Origin of the sequence: Pantoea sp. YU22, assembly GCF_003970755.1 — a bacterium.
GTDB lineage: Bacteria > Pseudomonadota > Gammaproteobacteria > Enterobacterales > Enterobacteriaceae > Pantoea > Pantoea piersonii.
In genome coordinates, this window is record NZ_RYDU01000011.1 from 23,088 (window position 1) to 39,089 (window position 16,002).

Sequence of the window (16,002 nt, forward strand, 5' to 3'; positions counted from 1 at the left end):
GTTTTCGCCATGAAAGAGCAAGAAAAAGCCGAGATTAAACGTCTGAGCGATCAGCTGGACGCCCTGAACCGCAAAGAGCCGCAGCTGCTGGAGTCAGGCGACGCCGAGAAGCTGGGCGCGCTGCTGAAAGAGAAAGAGACGCTGGTTACGGAGATCGAGCGTCTGCGCGACAAGCGCGACGATAAGCTGAGCCAGGAGGCGCAGAAGCTGCAAAATCTGCCGTTCAGCCGCGAGATTACCAAAAAAGAGCAGGCCGACATGGGCACGCTGAAGAAGAGCGTACGCGGCCTGGTGGTCGTGCATCCGATGACCGCGCTGGGCCGCGAAATGGGTCTGAAGGTGATGACCGGCTTCGCGAAGAAGCCGTTCTGAGCCCGGGATCAGGCGGCCGCCTGATCCTCTCCGCGCTGGCCGACGGCAGCTGATACCTGCTGCGCCAGCGCATCAAGCAATTCGTAACGTCGACGATACTCTGCCCGTTTCTTGCTGGCGATCTCCTCCAGCCCTTTGCGCGGCATACTGAGTGGCAGCTTATAGAGCGCATCTTTGCGCGCTTCGCCGCCGAGCGATGTCCAGAACTCGCTGTAGCTGGCAAAGAAATAATCGCTCTTGCTGTGACGATAGCGCAGGCTGCGGAACACATGCGTGGTATCGCCAACGGCGACAATGTTCTCTGCCGCGCAGTGCTGCGCCAGCATACACACCACTTCCATAACGATGCGTTTGGGGAACAGCCCGTGCGCTGCTTTCGTCGCCTCGCGGATCACCTCGTTAGAGATATGTTTGCGCGGCCCCTGTAAACCGCCGATCAGCAAGGTGCGCTGGCCCGCTTCATTAATCAGCGAAAAAGAGAGCGAGGCGAGCGCCTCATGCTGGTAGCGCAGCACCAGCGTAATTTCGCCTTCGCGATCGAAACGTCCCGGGCAGGAGAAAAGCTCGAAGGTTTCATCATTTTTGCCGTGCAGCGTCGCCAGCAAATTATCGCCGGGACTTTGCAGCAGCTGCCGCAGCCGGGGATTCTGCAAAGCCGCGACCAGCTGATAGTGGTCAAGGATCGCCTGCGCACGTGCCGCCACGCTGATCCCGGCGCGTAAATAGGGACGATGCAGTTTAGCGGGCAATAATCCCTGCACGCTCATGACCTGGTGTAAATCGGGCAGCTGCGACAGCTGATTCAGATAACGCAGCGTCGTCGCGGGAAACGCCAGGGTTCTCAGGGCGAACTTCAGGCGAAAACGTTTACTCAACCACAGTTTATTCGGAGTAAATTTTCCGCTGATTAACCGAAAAAACAGCGAAGCCGACGACTCAAGGGCCGGCGCAGGAGTAGTTATAATAGACATGATGTAACATTCTCTTGTGGAATGTTATTTAGCCTACCTGTGTGAAATTCAACGGAAGGTTAATATCGTGAAAGGTTAAAAAACAACTGCGCGCATGTTTAGCTTCGGTTTAATTATCGCTATTACAACCATAAAAAAACCGGCGAATCGCTTCACCGGTTTTTGCTGTTAAACGGACAAACTTATTTTGCAGAGGCGAAACGCGCAGCGGCTTCGTCCCAGTTCACCACGTTCCAGAACGCCTTGATGTAGTCAGGACGTTTGTTCTGATACTTCAGGTAGTAGGCGTGCTCCCACACGTCCAGGCCCAGAATCGGGTAGCCAGACGCGCCAGAAATTGCTTCGCCCATCAGCGGGTTGTCCTGGTTAGCGGTAGAAACCACAGCCAGTTTGTCGCCTTTTTTCACCAGCCACGCCCAGCCTGAACCAAAGCGGGTAGCAGCGGCTTTCTCAAACTCTTCCTGGAATTTCTCAAAGCTGCCGAAATCTTTTTCGATAGCCGCTTTCAGGTCGCCCTGCAGCGTGGTGCCGATTTTCAGGCCTTTCCAGAACAGGCTGTGGTTAGCGTGACCGCCGGCATTGTTGCGCAGCACGGTTTTTTTGTCTGCCGGAACCTGATCCAGTTTGGTGATCAGCTCGTCAACCGGCAGGTCAGCGAATTCGGTACCTTCCAGCGCGGCGTTAGCGTTGTTAACGTAGGTCTGGTGGTGTTTGGTGTGATGGATTTCCATCGTCTGCTTGTCGAAGTGCGGTTCCAGTGCGTCGTAGGCGTAAGGCAATGATGGCAGTGAATAACTCATGTTCTTCCTCTCCATTTCATATTTGGGCGGCGGCGCCCGATGGCGTGCCGCGTAAGCAGTCGAACCATTATAGTTAAATTCATGATCCGGAAAAGGGTAATCAATGCCCTATTAAACATAAGGGTTTGATAAATCTGTTATAAACAACCTGTTGTTTTTACAGACCGCCGGTACTGCTGCGCGGCTTCAGCGTCACCGGCAATGCATGGAAGAGCAGCGGTTCATCGCCGTAAAGCGCGGTCAGCAACCGCTTGCTCGCCAGCGTCCCCCTCTCCTCACAGGGCAGCGACACGGACCGCTTTGTCCCGCTAACGCAGGCGCTGCGGATGGGTATAAACCGTGGCGCGCCCCGGCTTGCTAAAGCCCACCAGCGTAAGGTTGCAGCGTTCCGCTACTTCGACAGCAAGACGCGTCGCCGCCGAGACGGCGAACAGGATCTCGACGCCGCACATGGCGGACTTCTGCACCATCTCATAGCTGGCGCGGCTGGAAACCAGCACCGCGCCGTCGCCCCACTCCGCGCGGCTGCGATAGCCAAGCAGCTTATCCAGCGCGACGTGGCGGCCCACATCTTCGCAGCCGCCCGCCAGTTCCCCGTCCGGGCGTAGCCAGGCCGCCGCATGGGTGCAGCCGGTTTGCTGGCCCACCGGTTGATAATTTTTCAGCTGGCTCAGACCGCGATCCAGCTGCGCCAGATCATATGTCTGGGTAAAAGGCAGCGGCTGCACTGGCTTGCCAATCTGCTCCAGCTGCTCAACGCCGCATACGCCGCAGCCCGTCCGTCCCGCCAGCGCACGACGCTGCTCTTTCAGTGCCATAAAGCGACGACTGGAAAGCTCGATCTGCACCTCGATACCGTTACAGCCCGGCACCACGTCCAGGCCAAAAATATCGCCTGGCGCGTCAATAATGCCTTCCGAGAGGGAGAAGCCGATAGCGAACGCCTCTAAATCTTTCGGCGTGGTCATCATCACTACGTGGGAGATGCCGTTATAAACCAGGGCAACGGGCACTTCGTCTGCCAGCCAGTCGGGCTGCGCGAGGGTGAGATCGGCGCGCTGCCACACCAGCCTTTCGCTGGCACCGGTCTGAGTTGTTAAATTTTCGCCGGTGGATTGCGGGATAACGTTCAAGGATTACGACCTGTTATTAACAATAAATTAAAGTGCGCGCTGCCGCACCGGCAGCAGCCACGCGGCTAATTTTGCCCTGTTGTCTCCTGTAGCGCAAAAAAACCGCTATACAAATTATGCGGTGAAAAGATAGCCGATGCCGATGCGGCGCACCTTAGCTGCAGAAATGAGAATGATTTTCCGTTGCGCTTTAACAACCGTTTTAATTAAGGAATATATTATTATCGCCGCCCGGAAAACAGGCGGATAAAGCGACTCATCCCTGAAAGTCTTTAAACAGAATTTAAAAAAAGCATTACTAAAGCCTAACTTATTGACCTCAGTCAAATAAGGCACAGTCAGGATTGTTATTTTGCATAGCTTCGCAATGGAGCCAATAAAAGAAGAAAGATAAATGCAAATTACCAGACGGAGTTTTTTTCAAAATCTGCGCTGGCGGCATGGCGGGAACCAGCGCGGCGTTGCTGGGTTTTGCCCCGGAAACCGCATTAGCCAGCGTCAGGGAATATAAGCTCATTCGCGCCAGAGAGACGCGTAATAACTGCACTTACTGTTCCGTCGGCTGCGGCATGCTGATCTACAGCCTCGGCGACGGCGCTAAAAATGCCAGCGCCGCTATCTACCATATTGAAGGCGATCCCGATCATCCGGTCAGCCGCGGCTCGCTCTGCCCAAAAGGCGCAGGCGTGCTCGACTATATTCACAGCGACCAGCGGCTGAAATATCCGGCGTATCGCGCGCCAGGCAGCGACAAATGGCAGCGCATCAGCTGGCAGGAGGCCTTTGAGCGCATCGCTCGCCTGATGAAGCAGGATCGTGACGCTCACTTCCAGCAGACCAACGCCGCGGGCGTCACGGTCAACCGCTGGCCGACCACCGCCATGTTCTGCTCGTCGGCCGCCAGTAATGAAACTGGCCTGCTCGACCATAAGTTCGCCCGCGCGCTCGGCATCGTCGCGCTGGAGAACCAGGCCCGGCTGTGCCACGGCCCGACGGTCGCCGCGCTGGCGCCCAGCTTCGGCCGAGGCGCGATGACCAATAACTGGAACGACATCAAAAACGCCGACGTGGTGCTGATCATGGGCGGCAATCCAGCGGAAGCACACCCGGTCGGCTTTAAATGGGTAATCGAGGCGAAGAAAAGCAATAACGCGCAGGTGATTGTCGTGGATCCGCGCTTCAACCGCTCAGCGTCGGTGGCGGACCTCTATGCGCCGGTACGCGCAGGCAGCGACGTGGTGTTCCTGATGGGTGTCATCAACTATCTGTTGCAGCACAATCAGATCCAGCAGCAGTACGTGCGCGCCTTTACCAACGCCGCGCTGATCGTCAGCGACGGCTACAGCTTCGAAGAGGGCCTGTTCAGCGGTTATGACGCGGCGACGCGCCAGTACGATCGCGCTGGCTGGCACTATGAGCTGGATGAGAACGGCCACGCGCGCCGCGACGACAGCTTTAGCCACCCGCGCTGCGTGCTGAATCTGCTAAAGGCGCACGCCAGCCGCTACACCCCGGAGATGGTAACGCGCCTGTGCGGCACGCCGCATGAGACCTTCCTCGCCATATGTCGGCAGCTTGCTACCACCAGCGCGCCCAACCGCACCGCCACCATCCTCTATGCGCTGGGATGGACGCACCATACGAACGGCTCGCAGATTATCCGCACCGCCGCGATGATCCAGCTGCTGCTGGGCAATATCGGCATGCCGGGCGGCGGCATTAACGCGCTGCGCGGCCACTCTAATGTGCAGGGCTATACCGATCTCGGCCTGCTGTCGCAAAGTCTGCCGGGCTATTTGCCGCTGCCGTCGGAGAAGATGGCGACGCTGGCGGACTATCTGCAAAAAGCGACGCCCGTCGCGTCGCTGCCGGGCCAGGTTAACTACTGGCAGAACACCGATAAGTTCTTTATCAGCCTGATGAAGAGCTTTTACGGTGATAACGCCACGGCGGAGAATCAGTGGGGCTACGACTGGCTACCCAAGTGGGACAAGAGCTACGACTGCATGGCCCAGGCGGAGATGATGGAACAGGGCGCAATAAACGGCGCCCTTATTCAGGGCTTTAACCTGCTGGCCGCTTTCCCCGACAAAAATAAAGCGTGCCGCGCCCTCTCGCGCCTGAAGTATATGGTCGTGATCGATCCGCTCAGCACCGAAACCGCCAGCTTCTGGCAGCCACACGGTGAATTCAACGACGTCGATCCCGCGCAGATAGCGACGGAGGTGTTCCGCCTGCCCTCCTCCTGCTTCGCCGAAGAGGATGGCTCGGTCGCCAACTCGTCGCGCTGGCTGCAGTGGCACTGGGCCGCCGCCGAGCCACCGGGCGAAGCGCTGCACGACGGCAAAATTCTCGGCAATCTCTTTTTACGCCTGCGCGAACTCTATCGTCAGGAAGGCGGCGTCGCGCCGGAACCGCTGATGGCGATGCGCTGGGACTACAGCAATCCCGCCGATCCCTCGCCGGAAGAGGTGGCACAGGAGAGCAACGGCCGCGCCCTACAGGATGTTTACGACGCCAGCGGCAAGCTGCTGCTGAAAAAGGGTCAGCAGCTTAGCTCGTTCGCCGAACTGCGCAATGACGGCAGCACCGCCAGCGGCTGCTGGATCTATGCGGGCAGCTGGACACCGCAGGGCAACCAGATGGCGCGCCGCGATAACGCCGATCCCTCCGGCCTGGGCGCGGTTTCCGGCTGGGCCTGGGCCTGGCCGGCGAACCGCCGCATTCTCTACAACCGCGCCTCCGCCGACGAACAGGGCAAAGCCTGGGACCCGAATCGCCGTCTGATCGAGTGGGACGGCCAGCGCTGGCAGGGCATCGACGTGCCGGACTATCCGCTGACGATGCCGCCGCAGCAGCAGGCCGGGCCTTTTATCATGCAGCCGGACGGTCTGGGCCATCTCTTCGCGCTCGATAAAATGGCCGACGGGCCGTTTCCTGAGCACTATGAGCCGATGGAGAGCCCGCTGGCCGCCAATCCGCTCCATCCGCAGCAGAGCCATAGCCCGGTAGCGCGCCTCTTTACGCGCGATGCCGCACAACTGGGCGAGGCGGCCGATTATCCCTGCGTCGCGACCACCTACTCCATCACCGAACTGTTCCGTCACTGGACGAAACATGCGTTGCTGAACGCCATCGCGCAGCCGGAGCAGTTTGTGGAGATTGGTACAGAGCTGGCGGCGGAGAAAGGCATCAAGGCGGGCGACAGCGTTAAGGTCACCTCCCGCCGCGGCTATATCAAAGCCAAAGCGGTGGTAACGCGACGTCTCCAGCGTCTGCACATTGACGGCAAACCGGTCGATACCATCGGTATCCCCTGTCACTGGGGTTTTGAAGGCACGACGCGCAAAGGCTTCCTCGCCAATACGCTGACGCCGTCAGTGGGCGACGCTAACTCGCAAACGCCGGAATATAAAGGTTTTTTAGTGAAAGTGGAAAAGGCGTAACGGAGAACGAACATGGATTACTCCACACAGGACATTATTCGTCGCTCCGCGACCAGTTCCCTCACGCCAGCGCCGCAGGCGCGCGATCACAGGCAGCAGGTCGCCAAGCTGATCGACGTCACCACCTGTATCGGCTGTAAGGGCTGTCAGGTCGCCTGCTCGGAGTGGAACGATATCCGCGCCGAGGTTGGACACAATATCGGCATTTACGACAACCCGACCGATCTTGATGCCAAAGCCTGGACGGTTATGCGCTTCTCGGAAGTGGAAGAGAATGGCCGCCTGGAATGGCTGATCCGCAAAGATGGCTGTATGCACTGCGCCGATCCCGGCTGTCTGAAAGCCTGCCCGTCGGCGGGCGCCATCGTGCAGTACGCCAACGGCATCGTCGATTTTCAGTCCGATCACTGCATCGGCTGCGGCTACTGCATTGCGGGATGCCCGTTTAACGTCCCGCGTATCAGCCAGGAGGATAACCGCGCTTATAAGTGCACGCTCTGCGTCGATCGGGTCAACGTGGGTCAGGAACCGGCCTGCGTCAAAACCTGTCCGACCGGCGCGATCCACTTCGGCAGTAAAGAGGAGATGCAGCAGCTGGCAACGGAGCGCGTCGCCGACCTCAGGTCGCGCGGCTTTGAAAACGCCGGTCTGTACGATCCGGCAGGCGTTGGCGGCACCCACGTCATGTATGTGCTGCACCATGCCGACAAGCCGCAGCTCTATCATGGGCTGCCGGAGAACCCCGGCATCAGCCCGACCGTAACCTTCTGGAAAGGGATCTGGAAACCGCTGGCGGCGATAGGTTTTGCCGCCACCTTCGCCGCCTCGGTGTTTCACTATGTCGGTGTAGGCCCGAATCGGGTCGAAGAGGAGCAGCATAAGGAAGAGGAAGAATGAAAAAAAGCGATCGCATCATACGTTACCGCGCGCCGGAGCGTATCAACCACTGGATTGTCGCCTTCTGTTTTGTGCTTTTGGCCCTGAGCGGACTGGGTTTCCTCTTTCCCTCCTTCAACTGGCTGCTGAATGTGCTGGGCACGCCGCAGCTGGCGCGTATCCTGCACCCCTTTATCGGCGTAACCATGTTCGTCGCCTTTATGCTGATGTTTTTCCGCTACTGGCATCACAATTTGCTGGATAAAGAGGACCTGCTGTGGGCGCGCAATATCTACAAAATTGCCCTTAATGAAGAGGTCGGCGATACTGGCCGCTATAATTTTGGCCAGAAGTGTGTGTTCTGGGCTGCTATCATCAGCTTAGTGCTGCTTCTGCTCAGCGGCGTAGCGATCTGGCGTCCCTGGTTTGCTGGCGCCTTCAGCATCCCGCTGATCCGCGCGGCGCTGCTGGTACATTCTCTCTCCGCCGTGGGCCTGATTCTGGTGATCATGGTGCACATTTATGCGGCGCTGTGGGTTAAAGGCACCATTACGGCGATGGTCGAAGGCTGGGTAAGCTCCGCATGGGCGAAGAAGCACCATCCCCGCTGGTACCGCGAGCAGCGTAACCGCTCACTACAACAGGAAAAACGCCCCTGATGAGTATTCGCATCATCCCCCAAGACCAGCTGGAGAAGAGCGAAAAAAACACGGCGGATACCATTCCGCCGTTACTTTTTCCACGGCTGAAGAATCTCTATAGCCGCCGCGCCGCGCGACTGCGCGAGCTGGCGGCGAAAAATCCCCTTGGCGACTATCTGCGTTTCGCCGCCAAGATCGCGCAGGCGCAGGAGATCGTGCTGTATGACCATCCGCTGCACCAGGATCTCTACGATCGTCTGGTGCAGAGCGCCGCCGAAGGCAAACCGCCGCTGGATATCCACACGCTGCCGCGCGATGGGCACTGGCAGCGCCTGCTGCACTCGCTTATCGCCGAGCTGAAGCCGGAGATGACCGGCCAGGCGCTGGCAGTACTGGAGAATCTGGAAAAAACCGCCGCGGGCGAACTGGAAATCCTGGCCAGCGCGCTGCTGGCGGGCGAGTTCGCCCTGGTCAGCAGCGATAAAGCGCCCTTTATCTGGGCCGCGCTGTCGGTTTACTGGGCGCAGATGGCGGCGCTGATCCCGGGCAAAGCGCGCGCCGAATATGGCGAACAGCGGCAGTTCTGCCCGGTATGCGCCAGCATGCCGGTCGCAAGCGTCGTGCATCTCGGCACGCAGCAAGGGCTACGCTATCTGCACTGCAACCTGTGCGAAAGCGAATGGTACGTGGCGCGCAGCAAGTGCAGCAACTGCGAACAGACGCGCGATCTGCACTACTGGTCGCTGGACAGCGAGCAGGCGTCGGTGAAAGCAGAGAGCTGCGGCGACTGCGGCACCTATCTGAAGATGCTCTATCAGGAAAAAGATCCGGCGCTGGAGCCGGTGGCGGACGATCTCGCCTCGCTGGTGCTGGATGCGCGCATGGAGCAGGAGGGGTTCTCCCGCAGTAGCCTGAACCCCTTTCTTTTTCCCGATGAGAGCTGACTAACCTTTGATGGCGGAGAAGAGTGATGAAACTGATCGGCAGCTATACCAGCCCATTTGTACGAAAAATATCGGTCATTCTGCTGGAAAAAGGCATTGTATTTGAATTCGTTAACGATGCGCCTTACAGCCCCGATAGCCACGTCTCGCGCCATAATCCGCTGGGCAAGGTGCCGACGTTGATTGACGATCAGCAGCACGCCTGGTTCGACTCCTCTGTCATCGCACAGTATCTGGAACTGCGCGGCGATGCGCCCGCGCTGCTGCCGGACGACGCCTGGCTGGCGCTGCATATTCACCAGATAGAGCGGCTGGCGGACGGCGTCAGCGACTGCGCCAGCATTATCGTGCGCGAAAAGCTGCGCGCGCCGGAGCAGCAGTCCACTGAGGTGCTGACGCGCCACCGGGAAAAGATCCTGCGCGGGCTGGATAAGCTGGAAACGCTTGCGGCGGAAGGGCGCTTGCTGAACAGCGGCACGCTTAATCTGGCCGATATCGCAACGGGCTGCATGATCGGTTACATCAACTTCCGCCATGTGGTGCCGAACTGGTGCGTGGTTCGCCCGGCGCTGGTGAAGCTGGCGGAGAATCTGTTCCAGCGCGAGAGCTTTGCGCGCACCGCGCCGCCGGCTGCCTAGCGGTCTGTGGCAAGTTCTGCCAATAACATACTCAGCGCTTAAGATATGAACCCGTATCTTAGCGCTGTAGCATAAAGCTATACGACCTGAAGGGGGCAATCATTGCTGATAAAACCTCAGATAATAAATTTTTGCAGAGATAACAAAAGGCTGTTTAAATATTTTTTAATTGTCTGAAACGGCCTTAACTCATGAATATTTCTGGCCCTTTGTCAGAAATCATATTAATGATACGTAGCACCGCCTGATTCGGCTTACTTTCGCCACGCTCCCATTTAGAGACGCTTTCAACAGACATCCCGGTCGTTCGCGCCAGAGCTGATTGAGACAACTTCCAGCGTTGACGAACTTCCTTAATTTCTTCACCCGTCATAGGGCGAACTTCAGGAATATCAGCAGCTTTGATACGAGTTTCGATAGTTTTAAGGGTTTCGTCTTTCACAACGCCATGCTTGTTATAGCGTCTGGCCATCGCGTAAATTTTTTTCAAATCGTCACTCATCGCACTTCACCTCGAATAGTTCTTTCTCTTCAAGAAGATGTTTTATCCTTGCATCGTCCATCTCTATAAAATCCGACGCGATATCACAAAAAATTTCTATTTCGGCGTCTTCTATTTCTTTACCTTTCTTTTTAGACAATTCGCTCTTGGCGTAAAGGTAAAAAAAGTAAAGGTGCTCACCCTCATTAAAGAAAACGATCGATCGTGCTCCACCTCTTTCGCCCACTTTTGGTAAAGCAATTCGCCTTTTATAAGTGAATTTACCCAGTTGATCGCCTTTAAGGCCGCTGTAAACTTTCCGGGCTGTTTTGCAAATGACTTTATCGGTAATTCCCAGTCGCCTGCGCTCCTCATCGAACTCAGGCGTCAAATAAATGCCCATAGCTCCCTCTGCCTGCCTTTCATCCGTAAGCGTTACTATAGTCTTCCTTACGGGTCAGATCAAACATCCCTTAATCTTTGTCGGCTGATTAAACAGAGTTAAACGACCCGAAATCTTTTAGTACAGGGCAATTTTTAGAAAAAAAAGGCCGACAGTAATGTCGGCCTTTTCAATTTATTACTCGCTTACTGCAACAGCGAAATATCCGCCACCTGCAGGAACAGCTCGCGCAGCTTCGCCAGCAGCGTCAGGCGATTCACCCGCACCGCCTGATCGTCGGCGTTCACCATCACTTTGTCGAAGAAGTTATCGACTGCTTCGCGCAGCTGCGCCAGTTCGATCAGCGCATCCTGATAGCGACCTTCAGCGAAGTACGGCTGCAGTTTGTCACCCAGCGCGGTAACAAAGGTCGCCAGCTGGATCTCTTCGTTCTCCTTCAGCAGCGACGCCTGCACGCTCTCATTCAGCGTTTCGGTCGATTTCGCCAGAATATTGGAGACGCGCTTGTTCGCCGCCGCCAGCGCCGCCGCTTCGTCGAGCGTGCGGAAGTGCGACACCGCCTTCATACGCGCATCGAAATCAGCCGGGCGGGTCGGACGACGCGCCAGCACTGCCTGCAGCGTATCGACGCTGTGGCCCTCTTCCTGATACCAGGTGCGGAAACGGCCCAGCATAAAGTCGATGACGTCATCTACAACGTTGGCGTTGCTCAGCTTGCTGCCGTACAGACGCACCGCTTCTTCCGTCAGGGTTTGCAGATCGAGCGGCAGGTTCTTCTCTACGATGATGCGCAGCACGCCCAGCGCGGCGCGGCGCAGCGCAAACGGATCCTTGTCGCCTTTCGGATGCTGACCGATGCCGAAGATGCCCGCCAGGGTATCCATTTTGTCGGCGATCGCCAGCGCGCAGGCCACCGGATTAGAGGGCAGATCGTCGCCGGCGTAGCGCGGCTGATACTGCTCATTGAGCGCTACCGCCACATCTTCAGCTTCGCCGTCGTGACGCGCGTAGTGCATCCCCATCACGCCCTGGGTGTCGGTAAACTCAAACACCATATTGGTCATCAGGTCGCATTTGGAGAGCAGACCGGCGCGCGTCGCATGATTTACGTCCGCGCCGATTTGCGCGGCGATCCAGCCTGCCAGCGCCTGAATACGGTCGGTCTTGTCGCGCAGCGTACCCAGCTCTTTCTGGAACAGCACGGTTTCAAGACGCGGCAGATGATCTTCCAGACGCTTTTTACGGTCGGTATTAAAGAAGAATTCGGCATCCGCCAGACGCGGGCGCACGACCTTCTCGTTACCGGCGATAATCTGCTGCGGATCGCTCGATTCGATATTGGTGACGAAGATAAAGTTCGGCAGCAGCTTGCCCGCGTCGTCATAGACCGGGAAATATTTCTGATCGCCCTTCATGGTGTAGACCAGCGCTTCCGCCGGCACCTTGAGGAATTTCTCCTCAAAGGTTGCCGTCAGCACGACCGGCCACTCGACCAGCGAGGTCACCTCTTCCAGCAGGCTGTCGCTCAGGTCGGCATTGCCGCCCAGCTGGCGCGCCGCCGCTTCCGCATCGGCTTTGATCTGCGCCTTACGCACCGCGTAATCGGCGATGACTTTGCCGCGCGTTTCCAGGATGTCAGGATACTGGTCGGCGTGGTCGATGGTGAACTCAGGCTCGCCCATAAAGCGGTGACCGCGAATAGTGCGCCCTGCTTCAATGCCGAGAATCGTGGCCGGGATCAGCTCATCGTCCAGCAGCAGCGTCACGGTGTGCACCGGACGCACAAACTGCACGTCGCTCGCACCCCAGCGCATCAGTTTCGGGATCGGCAGCTTGCCGAGCGCGGTAGCAATCATGCCGGGCAGCAGCGACTGGGCGGATTCGCCTTTCACCTGCGCGCGGTAAACCAGCCATTCGCCTTTATCGGTGCTCAGGCGCTCAGCCTGATCGACAGTGATGCCGTTGCCGCGCGCCCAGCCTTCCGCCGCTTTGGTCGGATTGCCCTCGGCGTCAAAGGCAGCGGACACGGCCGGGCCGCGTTTTTCGACTTCGCGATCGGGCTGTGCGGCGCTCAGCTTAGCCACTTTCAGCGCCAGACGGCGCGGCGCGGCATACCAGCGCACTTCGCCGTGCGCCAGACCGGCGCTATCCAGCTCGGCGGTGACCTGTGCAGCAAAGGCTTCGGCCAGGCTGCGCAAAGCTTTCGGCGGCAGCTCTTCGGTGCCGATTTCCACCAGAAACGTTTTTTCAGTCATGGCTGCCTCTTACTTGTTGTTATTGCACATCGGGAAGCCCAGCGCCTCGCGGGAGGCGTAGTAGGCTTCAGCCACGGCTTTGGTCAGGGTGCGGATGCGCAGAATATAGCGCTGGCGCTCGGTCACGGAGATCGCCTTGCGCGCGTCCAGCAGGTTAAAACTGTGCGCGGCTTTCAGGATGCGCTCATAGGCCGGCAGCGGCAGCGGTTTTTCCAGCGCCAGCAGATGCTGCGCCTCTTTCTCGTACTGCTCGAAGCAGGTAAAGAGGAAATCGACGTCGGCATATTCGAAGTTGTAGGTGGACTGCTCCACTTCGTTCTGATGGAACACGTCGCCATAGGTGGTTTTACCCAGCGGGCCGTCGCTCCAGACCAGATCGTAAACGCTGTCGACGCTCTGGATATACATCGCCAGACGCTCGAGGCCGTAGGTGATCTCGCCGGTCACCGGCTTACACTCCAGGCCGCCCACCTGCTGGAAGTAGGTGAACTGCGTCACTTCCATGCCGTTGAGCCACACTTCCCAGCCGAGGCCCCAGGCGCCCAGCGTTGGGTTTTCCCAGTTATCTTCCACGAAGCGAATATCATGCACGGTGGGATCGATGCCTAACTCTTTCAGCGATCCGAGATACAGCTCCTGAATGTTGTCCGGCGATGGCTTGATGATCACCTGGAACTGGTAGTAGTGCTGTAAGCGGTTCGGGTTTTCGCCGTAGCGGCCGTCGGTAGGTCGACGCGACGGTTGCACGTAGGCTGCGGCAATCGGCTCTGGTCCGAGTGCGCGCAGGCAGGTCATAGGGTGTGAAGTGCCAGCGCCCACTTCCATGTCCAGCGGCTGAACGATGGTGCAGCCCTGACGCGCCCAGTAATCCTGCAATGTCAGGATCAGGCCCTGAAAGGTTTTGGTATCAAACTTTTGCATGATGATTTCGCACGCGAGTCGGGTAGATGAAAAAAGAGTGCGACAGTATACCCTTTGACCGCGCGATGTGCAGCCGGAAATCCTGCCGGGCGTCGCGTCGCCAGACGGCTCCGAATCCTGACGCGAAAAGTTGTCGCGCGCATCGCGACTGTCTACCCTTCTTCGCATTAATGTGATGCGCAAGAGGACCCGATGTCGCAAAAGATTTGCTGGATCGACAATTTACGCGCGGTCGCCTGTTTGATGGTGATCGTGATCCATACCACCACCTGGTATATCACCGGCCCGATGGCGGTGACCGGTCACTGGTGGGATATCGCCAACCTGCTTAATTCTGCGTCGCGCGTCTGCGTGCCGCTCTTTTTTATGATCTCCGGCTACCTGTTCTTCGGCGAACGCAGCGCGCAGCCGCGCCATCTGCTGCGGCTGGTGCTCTGTCTGCTGTTCTACAGCGCGGTCGCGCTGGCCTATATCACCTGGCTGACGCCCATCAGCGAGGGGCGCTCGCTGCTGAAAATGCTGCAAAAGCCGGTGTTCTATCATTTGTGGTTTTTCTTTGCGCTGATTGGCATCTATCTGCTGTCGCCGCTGATTCAGGTGAAAGCGGTGCAGGCGCGCTATGTGACGCTGCTGGTTTTGGTGCTGGCGGTGCTGGCGAACCCGAACACGGTGGATCAGGCGGTCGGCCCCTTTCACTGGCTGCCGGTGAATCTCTACGTCAGTGGCGACAGTATCTATTACCTGCTCTACGCCCTGCTGGGACGCGCTATCGGCACCATGGAAACCGGAAAACGCGGCGTGACGCCGCTGGCGGCGGGGCTGTTCATCGCCTGCGTCATCGGCATTACGTTAGGAACAAAACAGGCGCTGATTGCCAACGGCGCGTTCAACGATCGCTGGTATCTCTACTGCGGCCCGCTGGTGTTTATCGCCGCCATCAGCCTGCTGGTGCTGTTCAAAAATGCGCTGAACGCCCGGACGCTGCCGGTGCTCGGCACGCTTTCTCGCTATTCGCTGCCGATCTACGGCTTTCACGCGCTCTTTATCCACTTCCTGCGCACCCGCCACTATGACGATATGTCGCGGCCGCTGCTCGATCTCCCCTGGGTGTTCGGCGTGACGCTGGCGGGCAGTCTGCTGCTGGCGATGGGGCTTCAGCGTCTCGATAAGCGTCACTGGGTAAGCTGATCGCGCCAGCGGTCACGGGCGCGTCGCAGCTGGCGCGCCGAAGAGAAACCCGCCGCCAGCGCCGCTTTTTCCGCGCCTTCGCCCTGCTGCTGGCGCTGGCGCGCGATGCCCAGCCGCAGCTGCTCGTGGTATTCACGCACGCTGATGCCCAGATGCTGCCGGAACAGGCGCGCCAGATGGCGGCCGCTGACGTGAACGCGCGCGGCGAGATCCTCCAGCGACCAGCCGCGTTCGGGATGCGCGATCATCACGTCCTGCGCCCGGTGTATCGCCGGATGCAGATGATTGCGATAGCGCAGCCAGGGCGACAGCTGCGGATCGTCGCCGGAGCGGCGGAACCACACCACCATGTCACGCGCGACCTCCAGCGCGATCTGCGCGCCACACAGCCGGTTAATCAGGTGTAGGGAGAGGTCGATCCCGGCGGTGATACCTGCGCTGGTCCAGATATTGCCGTCATCGACAAAGACGCGATTCTCCTTTACCAGCGCGGCGGGCGCGGCAGATTTCAGGCGCGACAGCACATCGTGATGGGTCGTGCACTGCACGCCGTCGAGCAAACCGGCCTCTGCTGCCAGCAGCGCGCCGGAACAGACGCAGATAAGGGAAAACTGCTGCGCGCGCAGCAGCGGCTGCTGTCGTTGCAGCCAGCGCCGCGCCATCTCCGCCTGCGGCGTAGCGAACCAAATCGCAGAATCATAAACCCCCGGCACCACCAGCAGGCTGTCGGGCGGCAGGCTTTCCGGCAGCGGCTCGATGCCGGCGATGGTCATCTGCGTGGAGCTTAAAACGGCTTCCTGCGGACCGATATAGCGCAGCGTGAAGCGATCTCCCGCCAGCCGCAACGTCTCCGCCGGTCCGGTCAGGTCGAGCGCCATCACGCCGGGCAGGGTAAGAAAGAGGACGGTTTGCGGCATTACGGCATTCCTTGTT

At 58.5% G+C, this 16,002-nt stretch carries 15 protein-coding genes and 1 pseudogene; 7 read left to right on the forward strand and 9 right to left on the reverse strand.

The features are described from left to right. Nucleotides 1-9: 9 nt before the first annotated feature. Nucleotides 10-372 carry a YibL family ribosome-associated protein gene (locus EKL29_RS15275; protein ID WP_120457812.1) on the forward strand — a complete coding sequence of 121 codons (363 nt, stop codon included), beginning with the start codon at nt 10-12 and terminating at the stop codon, nt 370-372. A gap of 8 nt (nt 373-380) precedes the next feature. Here the strand turns inward: EKL29_RS15275 and EKL29_RS15280 are convergent, their stop codons facing one another. From EKL29_RS15280 to fdhD, 4 genes are all read right to left on the reverse strand, one after another. Beyond that, the gene (locus EKL29_RS15280) at nt 381-1,343 is read right to left on the reverse strand and encodes a VirK/YbjX family protein (protein ID WP_126690116.1); all 963 of its coding nucleotides are present in this window, start codon (nt 1,341-1,343) and stop codon (nt 381-383) included. 182 nt (nt 1,344-1,525) lie between these two features. Beyond that, complete coding sequence (gene sodA / locus EKL29_RS15285; RefSeq protein WP_120457808.1) at nt 1,526-2,143, reverse strand: superoxide dismutase [Mn]; 618 nt, start codon at nt 2,141-2,143, stop codon at nt 1,526-1,528. Nucleotides 2,144-2,300: 157 nt separating this feature from the next. Then, nucleotides 2,301-2,435, reverse strand: coding sequence for a hypothetical protein (locus tag EKL29_RS23335; protein WP_269949709.1), 135 nt, complete (start codon nt 2,433-2,435; stop codon nt 2,301-2,303). Between the two features lie 16 nt (nt 2,436-2,451). After that, nucleotides 2,452-3,267, reverse strand: coding sequence for a formate dehydrogenase accessory sulfurtransferase FdhD (fdhD, locus tag EKL29_RS15290; protein WP_126690152.1), 816 nt, complete (start codon nt 3,265-3,267; stop codon nt 2,452-2,454). 403 nt (nt 3,268-3,670) lie between these two features. Between fdhD and fdnG the strand changes: the two are divergent. From fdnG to EKL29_RS15315, 5 genes and pseudogenes are all read left to right on the forward strand, one after another. Further along, a pseudogene (gene fdnG / locus EKL29_RS15295) lies at nt 3,671-6,722 on the forward strand (formate dehydrogenase-N subunit alpha). 12 nt (nt 6,723-6,734) lie between these two features. Next, nucleotides 6,735-7,619, forward strand: a complete 885-nt coding sequence (fdxH, locus tag EKL29_RS15300) for a formate dehydrogenase subunit beta (protein ID WP_126690117.1) — start codon at nt 6,735-6,737, stop codon at nt 7,617-7,619. Continuing rightward, the gene (fdoI, locus tag EKL29_RS15305) at nt 7,616-8,257 is read left to right on the forward strand and encodes a formate dehydrogenase cytochrome b556 subunit (protein ID WP_126690118.1); all 642 of its coding nucleotides are present in this window, start codon (nt 7,616-7,618) and stop codon (nt 8,255-8,257) included. Before fdxH ends, fdoI begins: the two co-directional genes overlap by 4 nt. Continuing rightward, nucleotides 8,257-9,183 (forward strand): formate dehydrogenase accessory protein FdhE, encoded by a 927-nt coding sequence (fdhE, locus tag EKL29_RS15310; protein WP_126690119.1) that lies wholly within the window; start codon nt 8,257-8,259, stop codon nt 9,181-9,183. Before fdoI ends, fdhE begins: the two co-directional genes overlap by 1 nt. 26 nt (nt 9,184-9,209) lie before the next feature. Then, complete coding sequence (locus EKL29_RS15315) at nt 9,210-9,821, forward strand: glutathione S-transferase (RefSeq protein WP_126690120.1); 612 nt, start codon at nt 9,210-9,212, stop codon at nt 9,819-9,821. A gap of 184 nt (nt 9,822-10,005) precedes the next feature. Here EKL29_RS15315 and EKL29_RS15320 read toward each other — a convergent pair whose 3' ends face one another. The 4 genes from EKL29_RS15320 to glyQ form a co-directional block, all read right to left on the reverse strand. Beyond that, on the reverse strand, nt 10,006-10,323 hold the full coding sequence (locus tag EKL29_RS15320) for a DNA-binding transcriptional regulator (RefSeq protein WP_126690121.1): 318 nt from the start codon (nt 10,321-10,323) through the stop codon (nt 10,006-10,008). Beyond that, the gene (locus EKL29_RS15325) at nt 10,316-10,705 is read right to left on the reverse strand and encodes a type II toxin-antitoxin system RelE/ParE family toxin (RefSeq protein WP_126690122.1); all 390 of its coding nucleotides are present in this window, start codon (nt 10,703-10,705) and stop codon (nt 10,316-10,318) included. Before EKL29_RS15325 ends, EKL29_RS15320 begins: the two co-directional genes overlap by 8 nt. 185 nt (nt 10,706-10,890) lie before the next feature. Further along, nucleotides 10,891-12,960, reverse strand: a complete 2,070-nt coding sequence (gene glyS / locus EKL29_RS15330) for a glycine--tRNA ligase subunit beta (protein ID WP_126690123.1) — start codon at nt 12,958-12,960, stop codon at nt 10,891-10,893. A gap of 9 nt (nt 12,961-12,969) precedes the next feature. Continuing rightward, on the reverse strand, nt 12,970-13,881 hold the full coding sequence (gene glyQ, locus EKL29_RS15335; protein WP_120457793.1) for a glycine--tRNA ligase subunit alpha: 912 nt from the start codon (nt 13,879-13,881) through the stop codon (nt 12,970-12,972). Nucleotides 13,882-14,073: 192 nt separating this feature from the next. On the opposite strand from glyQ, the gene EKL29_RS15340 reads away from it, so the two are divergent. Next, complete coding sequence (locus EKL29_RS15340; RefSeq protein WP_120457791.1) at nt 14,074-15,069, forward strand: acyltransferase; 996 nt, start codon at nt 14,074-14,076, stop codon at nt 15,067-15,069. Here EKL29_RS15340 and EKL29_RS15345 read toward each other — a convergent pair. Next, entirely contained in the window at nt 15,054-15,986 is a 933-nt protein-coding gene (locus EKL29_RS15345; RefSeq protein WP_120457789.1) for a GlxA family transcriptional regulator, read from the reverse strand. The genes EKL29_RS15340 and EKL29_RS15345 overlap by 16 nt on opposite strands. Nucleotides 15,987-16,002 lie beyond the last annotated feature (16 nt).

Coding starts and splice junctions, on each gene's coding strand:
- EKL29_RS15275 (WP_120457812.1), top strand. CDS start 10: ATGAAAGAGCAAGAAAAAGCCGAGATTAAACGTCTGAGCGATCAGCTG.
- EKL29_RS15280 (WP_126690116.1), bottom strand. CDS start 1,343: ATGTCTATTATAACTACTCCTGCGCCGGCCCTTGAGTCGTCGGCTTCG.
- sodA (WP_120457808.1), bottom strand. CDS start 2,143: ATGAGTTATTCACTGCCATCATTGCCTTACGCCTACGACGCACTGGAA.
- fdxH (WP_126690117.1), top strand. CDS start 6,735: ATGGATTACTCCACACAGGACATTATTCGTCGCTCCGCGACCAGTTCC.
- fdoI (WP_126690118.1), top strand. CDS start 7,616: ATGAAAAAAAGCGATCGCATCATACGTTACCGCGCGCCGGAGCGTATC.
- fdhE (WP_126690119.1), top strand. CDS start 8,257: ATGAGTATTCGCATCATCCCCCAAGACCAGCTGGAGAAGAGCGAAAAA.
- EKL29_RS15315 (WP_126690120.1), top strand. CDS start 9,210: ATGAAACTGATCGGCAGCTATACCAGCCCATTTGTACGAAAAATATCG.
- EKL29_RS15320 (WP_126690121.1), bottom strand. CDS start 10,323: ATGAGTGACGATTTGAAAAAAATTTACGCGATGGCCAGACGCTATAAC.
- EKL29_RS15325 (WP_126690122.1), bottom strand. CDS start 10,705: ATGGGCATTTATTTGACGCCTGAGTTCGATGAGGAGCGCAGGCGACTG.
- glyS (WP_126690123.1), bottom strand. CDS start 12,960: ATGACTGAAAAAACGTTTCTGGTGGAAATCGGCACCGAAGAGCTGCCG.
- glyQ (WP_120457793.1), bottom strand. CDS start 13,881: ATGCAAAAGTTTGATACCAAAACCTTTCAGGGCCTGATCCTGACATTG.
- EKL29_RS15340 (WP_120457791.1), top strand. CDS start 14,074: ATGTCGCAAAAGATTTGCTGGATCGACAATTTACGCGCGGTCGCCTGT.
- EKL29_RS15345 (WP_120457789.1), bottom strand. CDS start 15,986: ATGCCGCAAACCGTCCTCTTTCTTACCCTGCCCGGCGTGATGGCGCTC.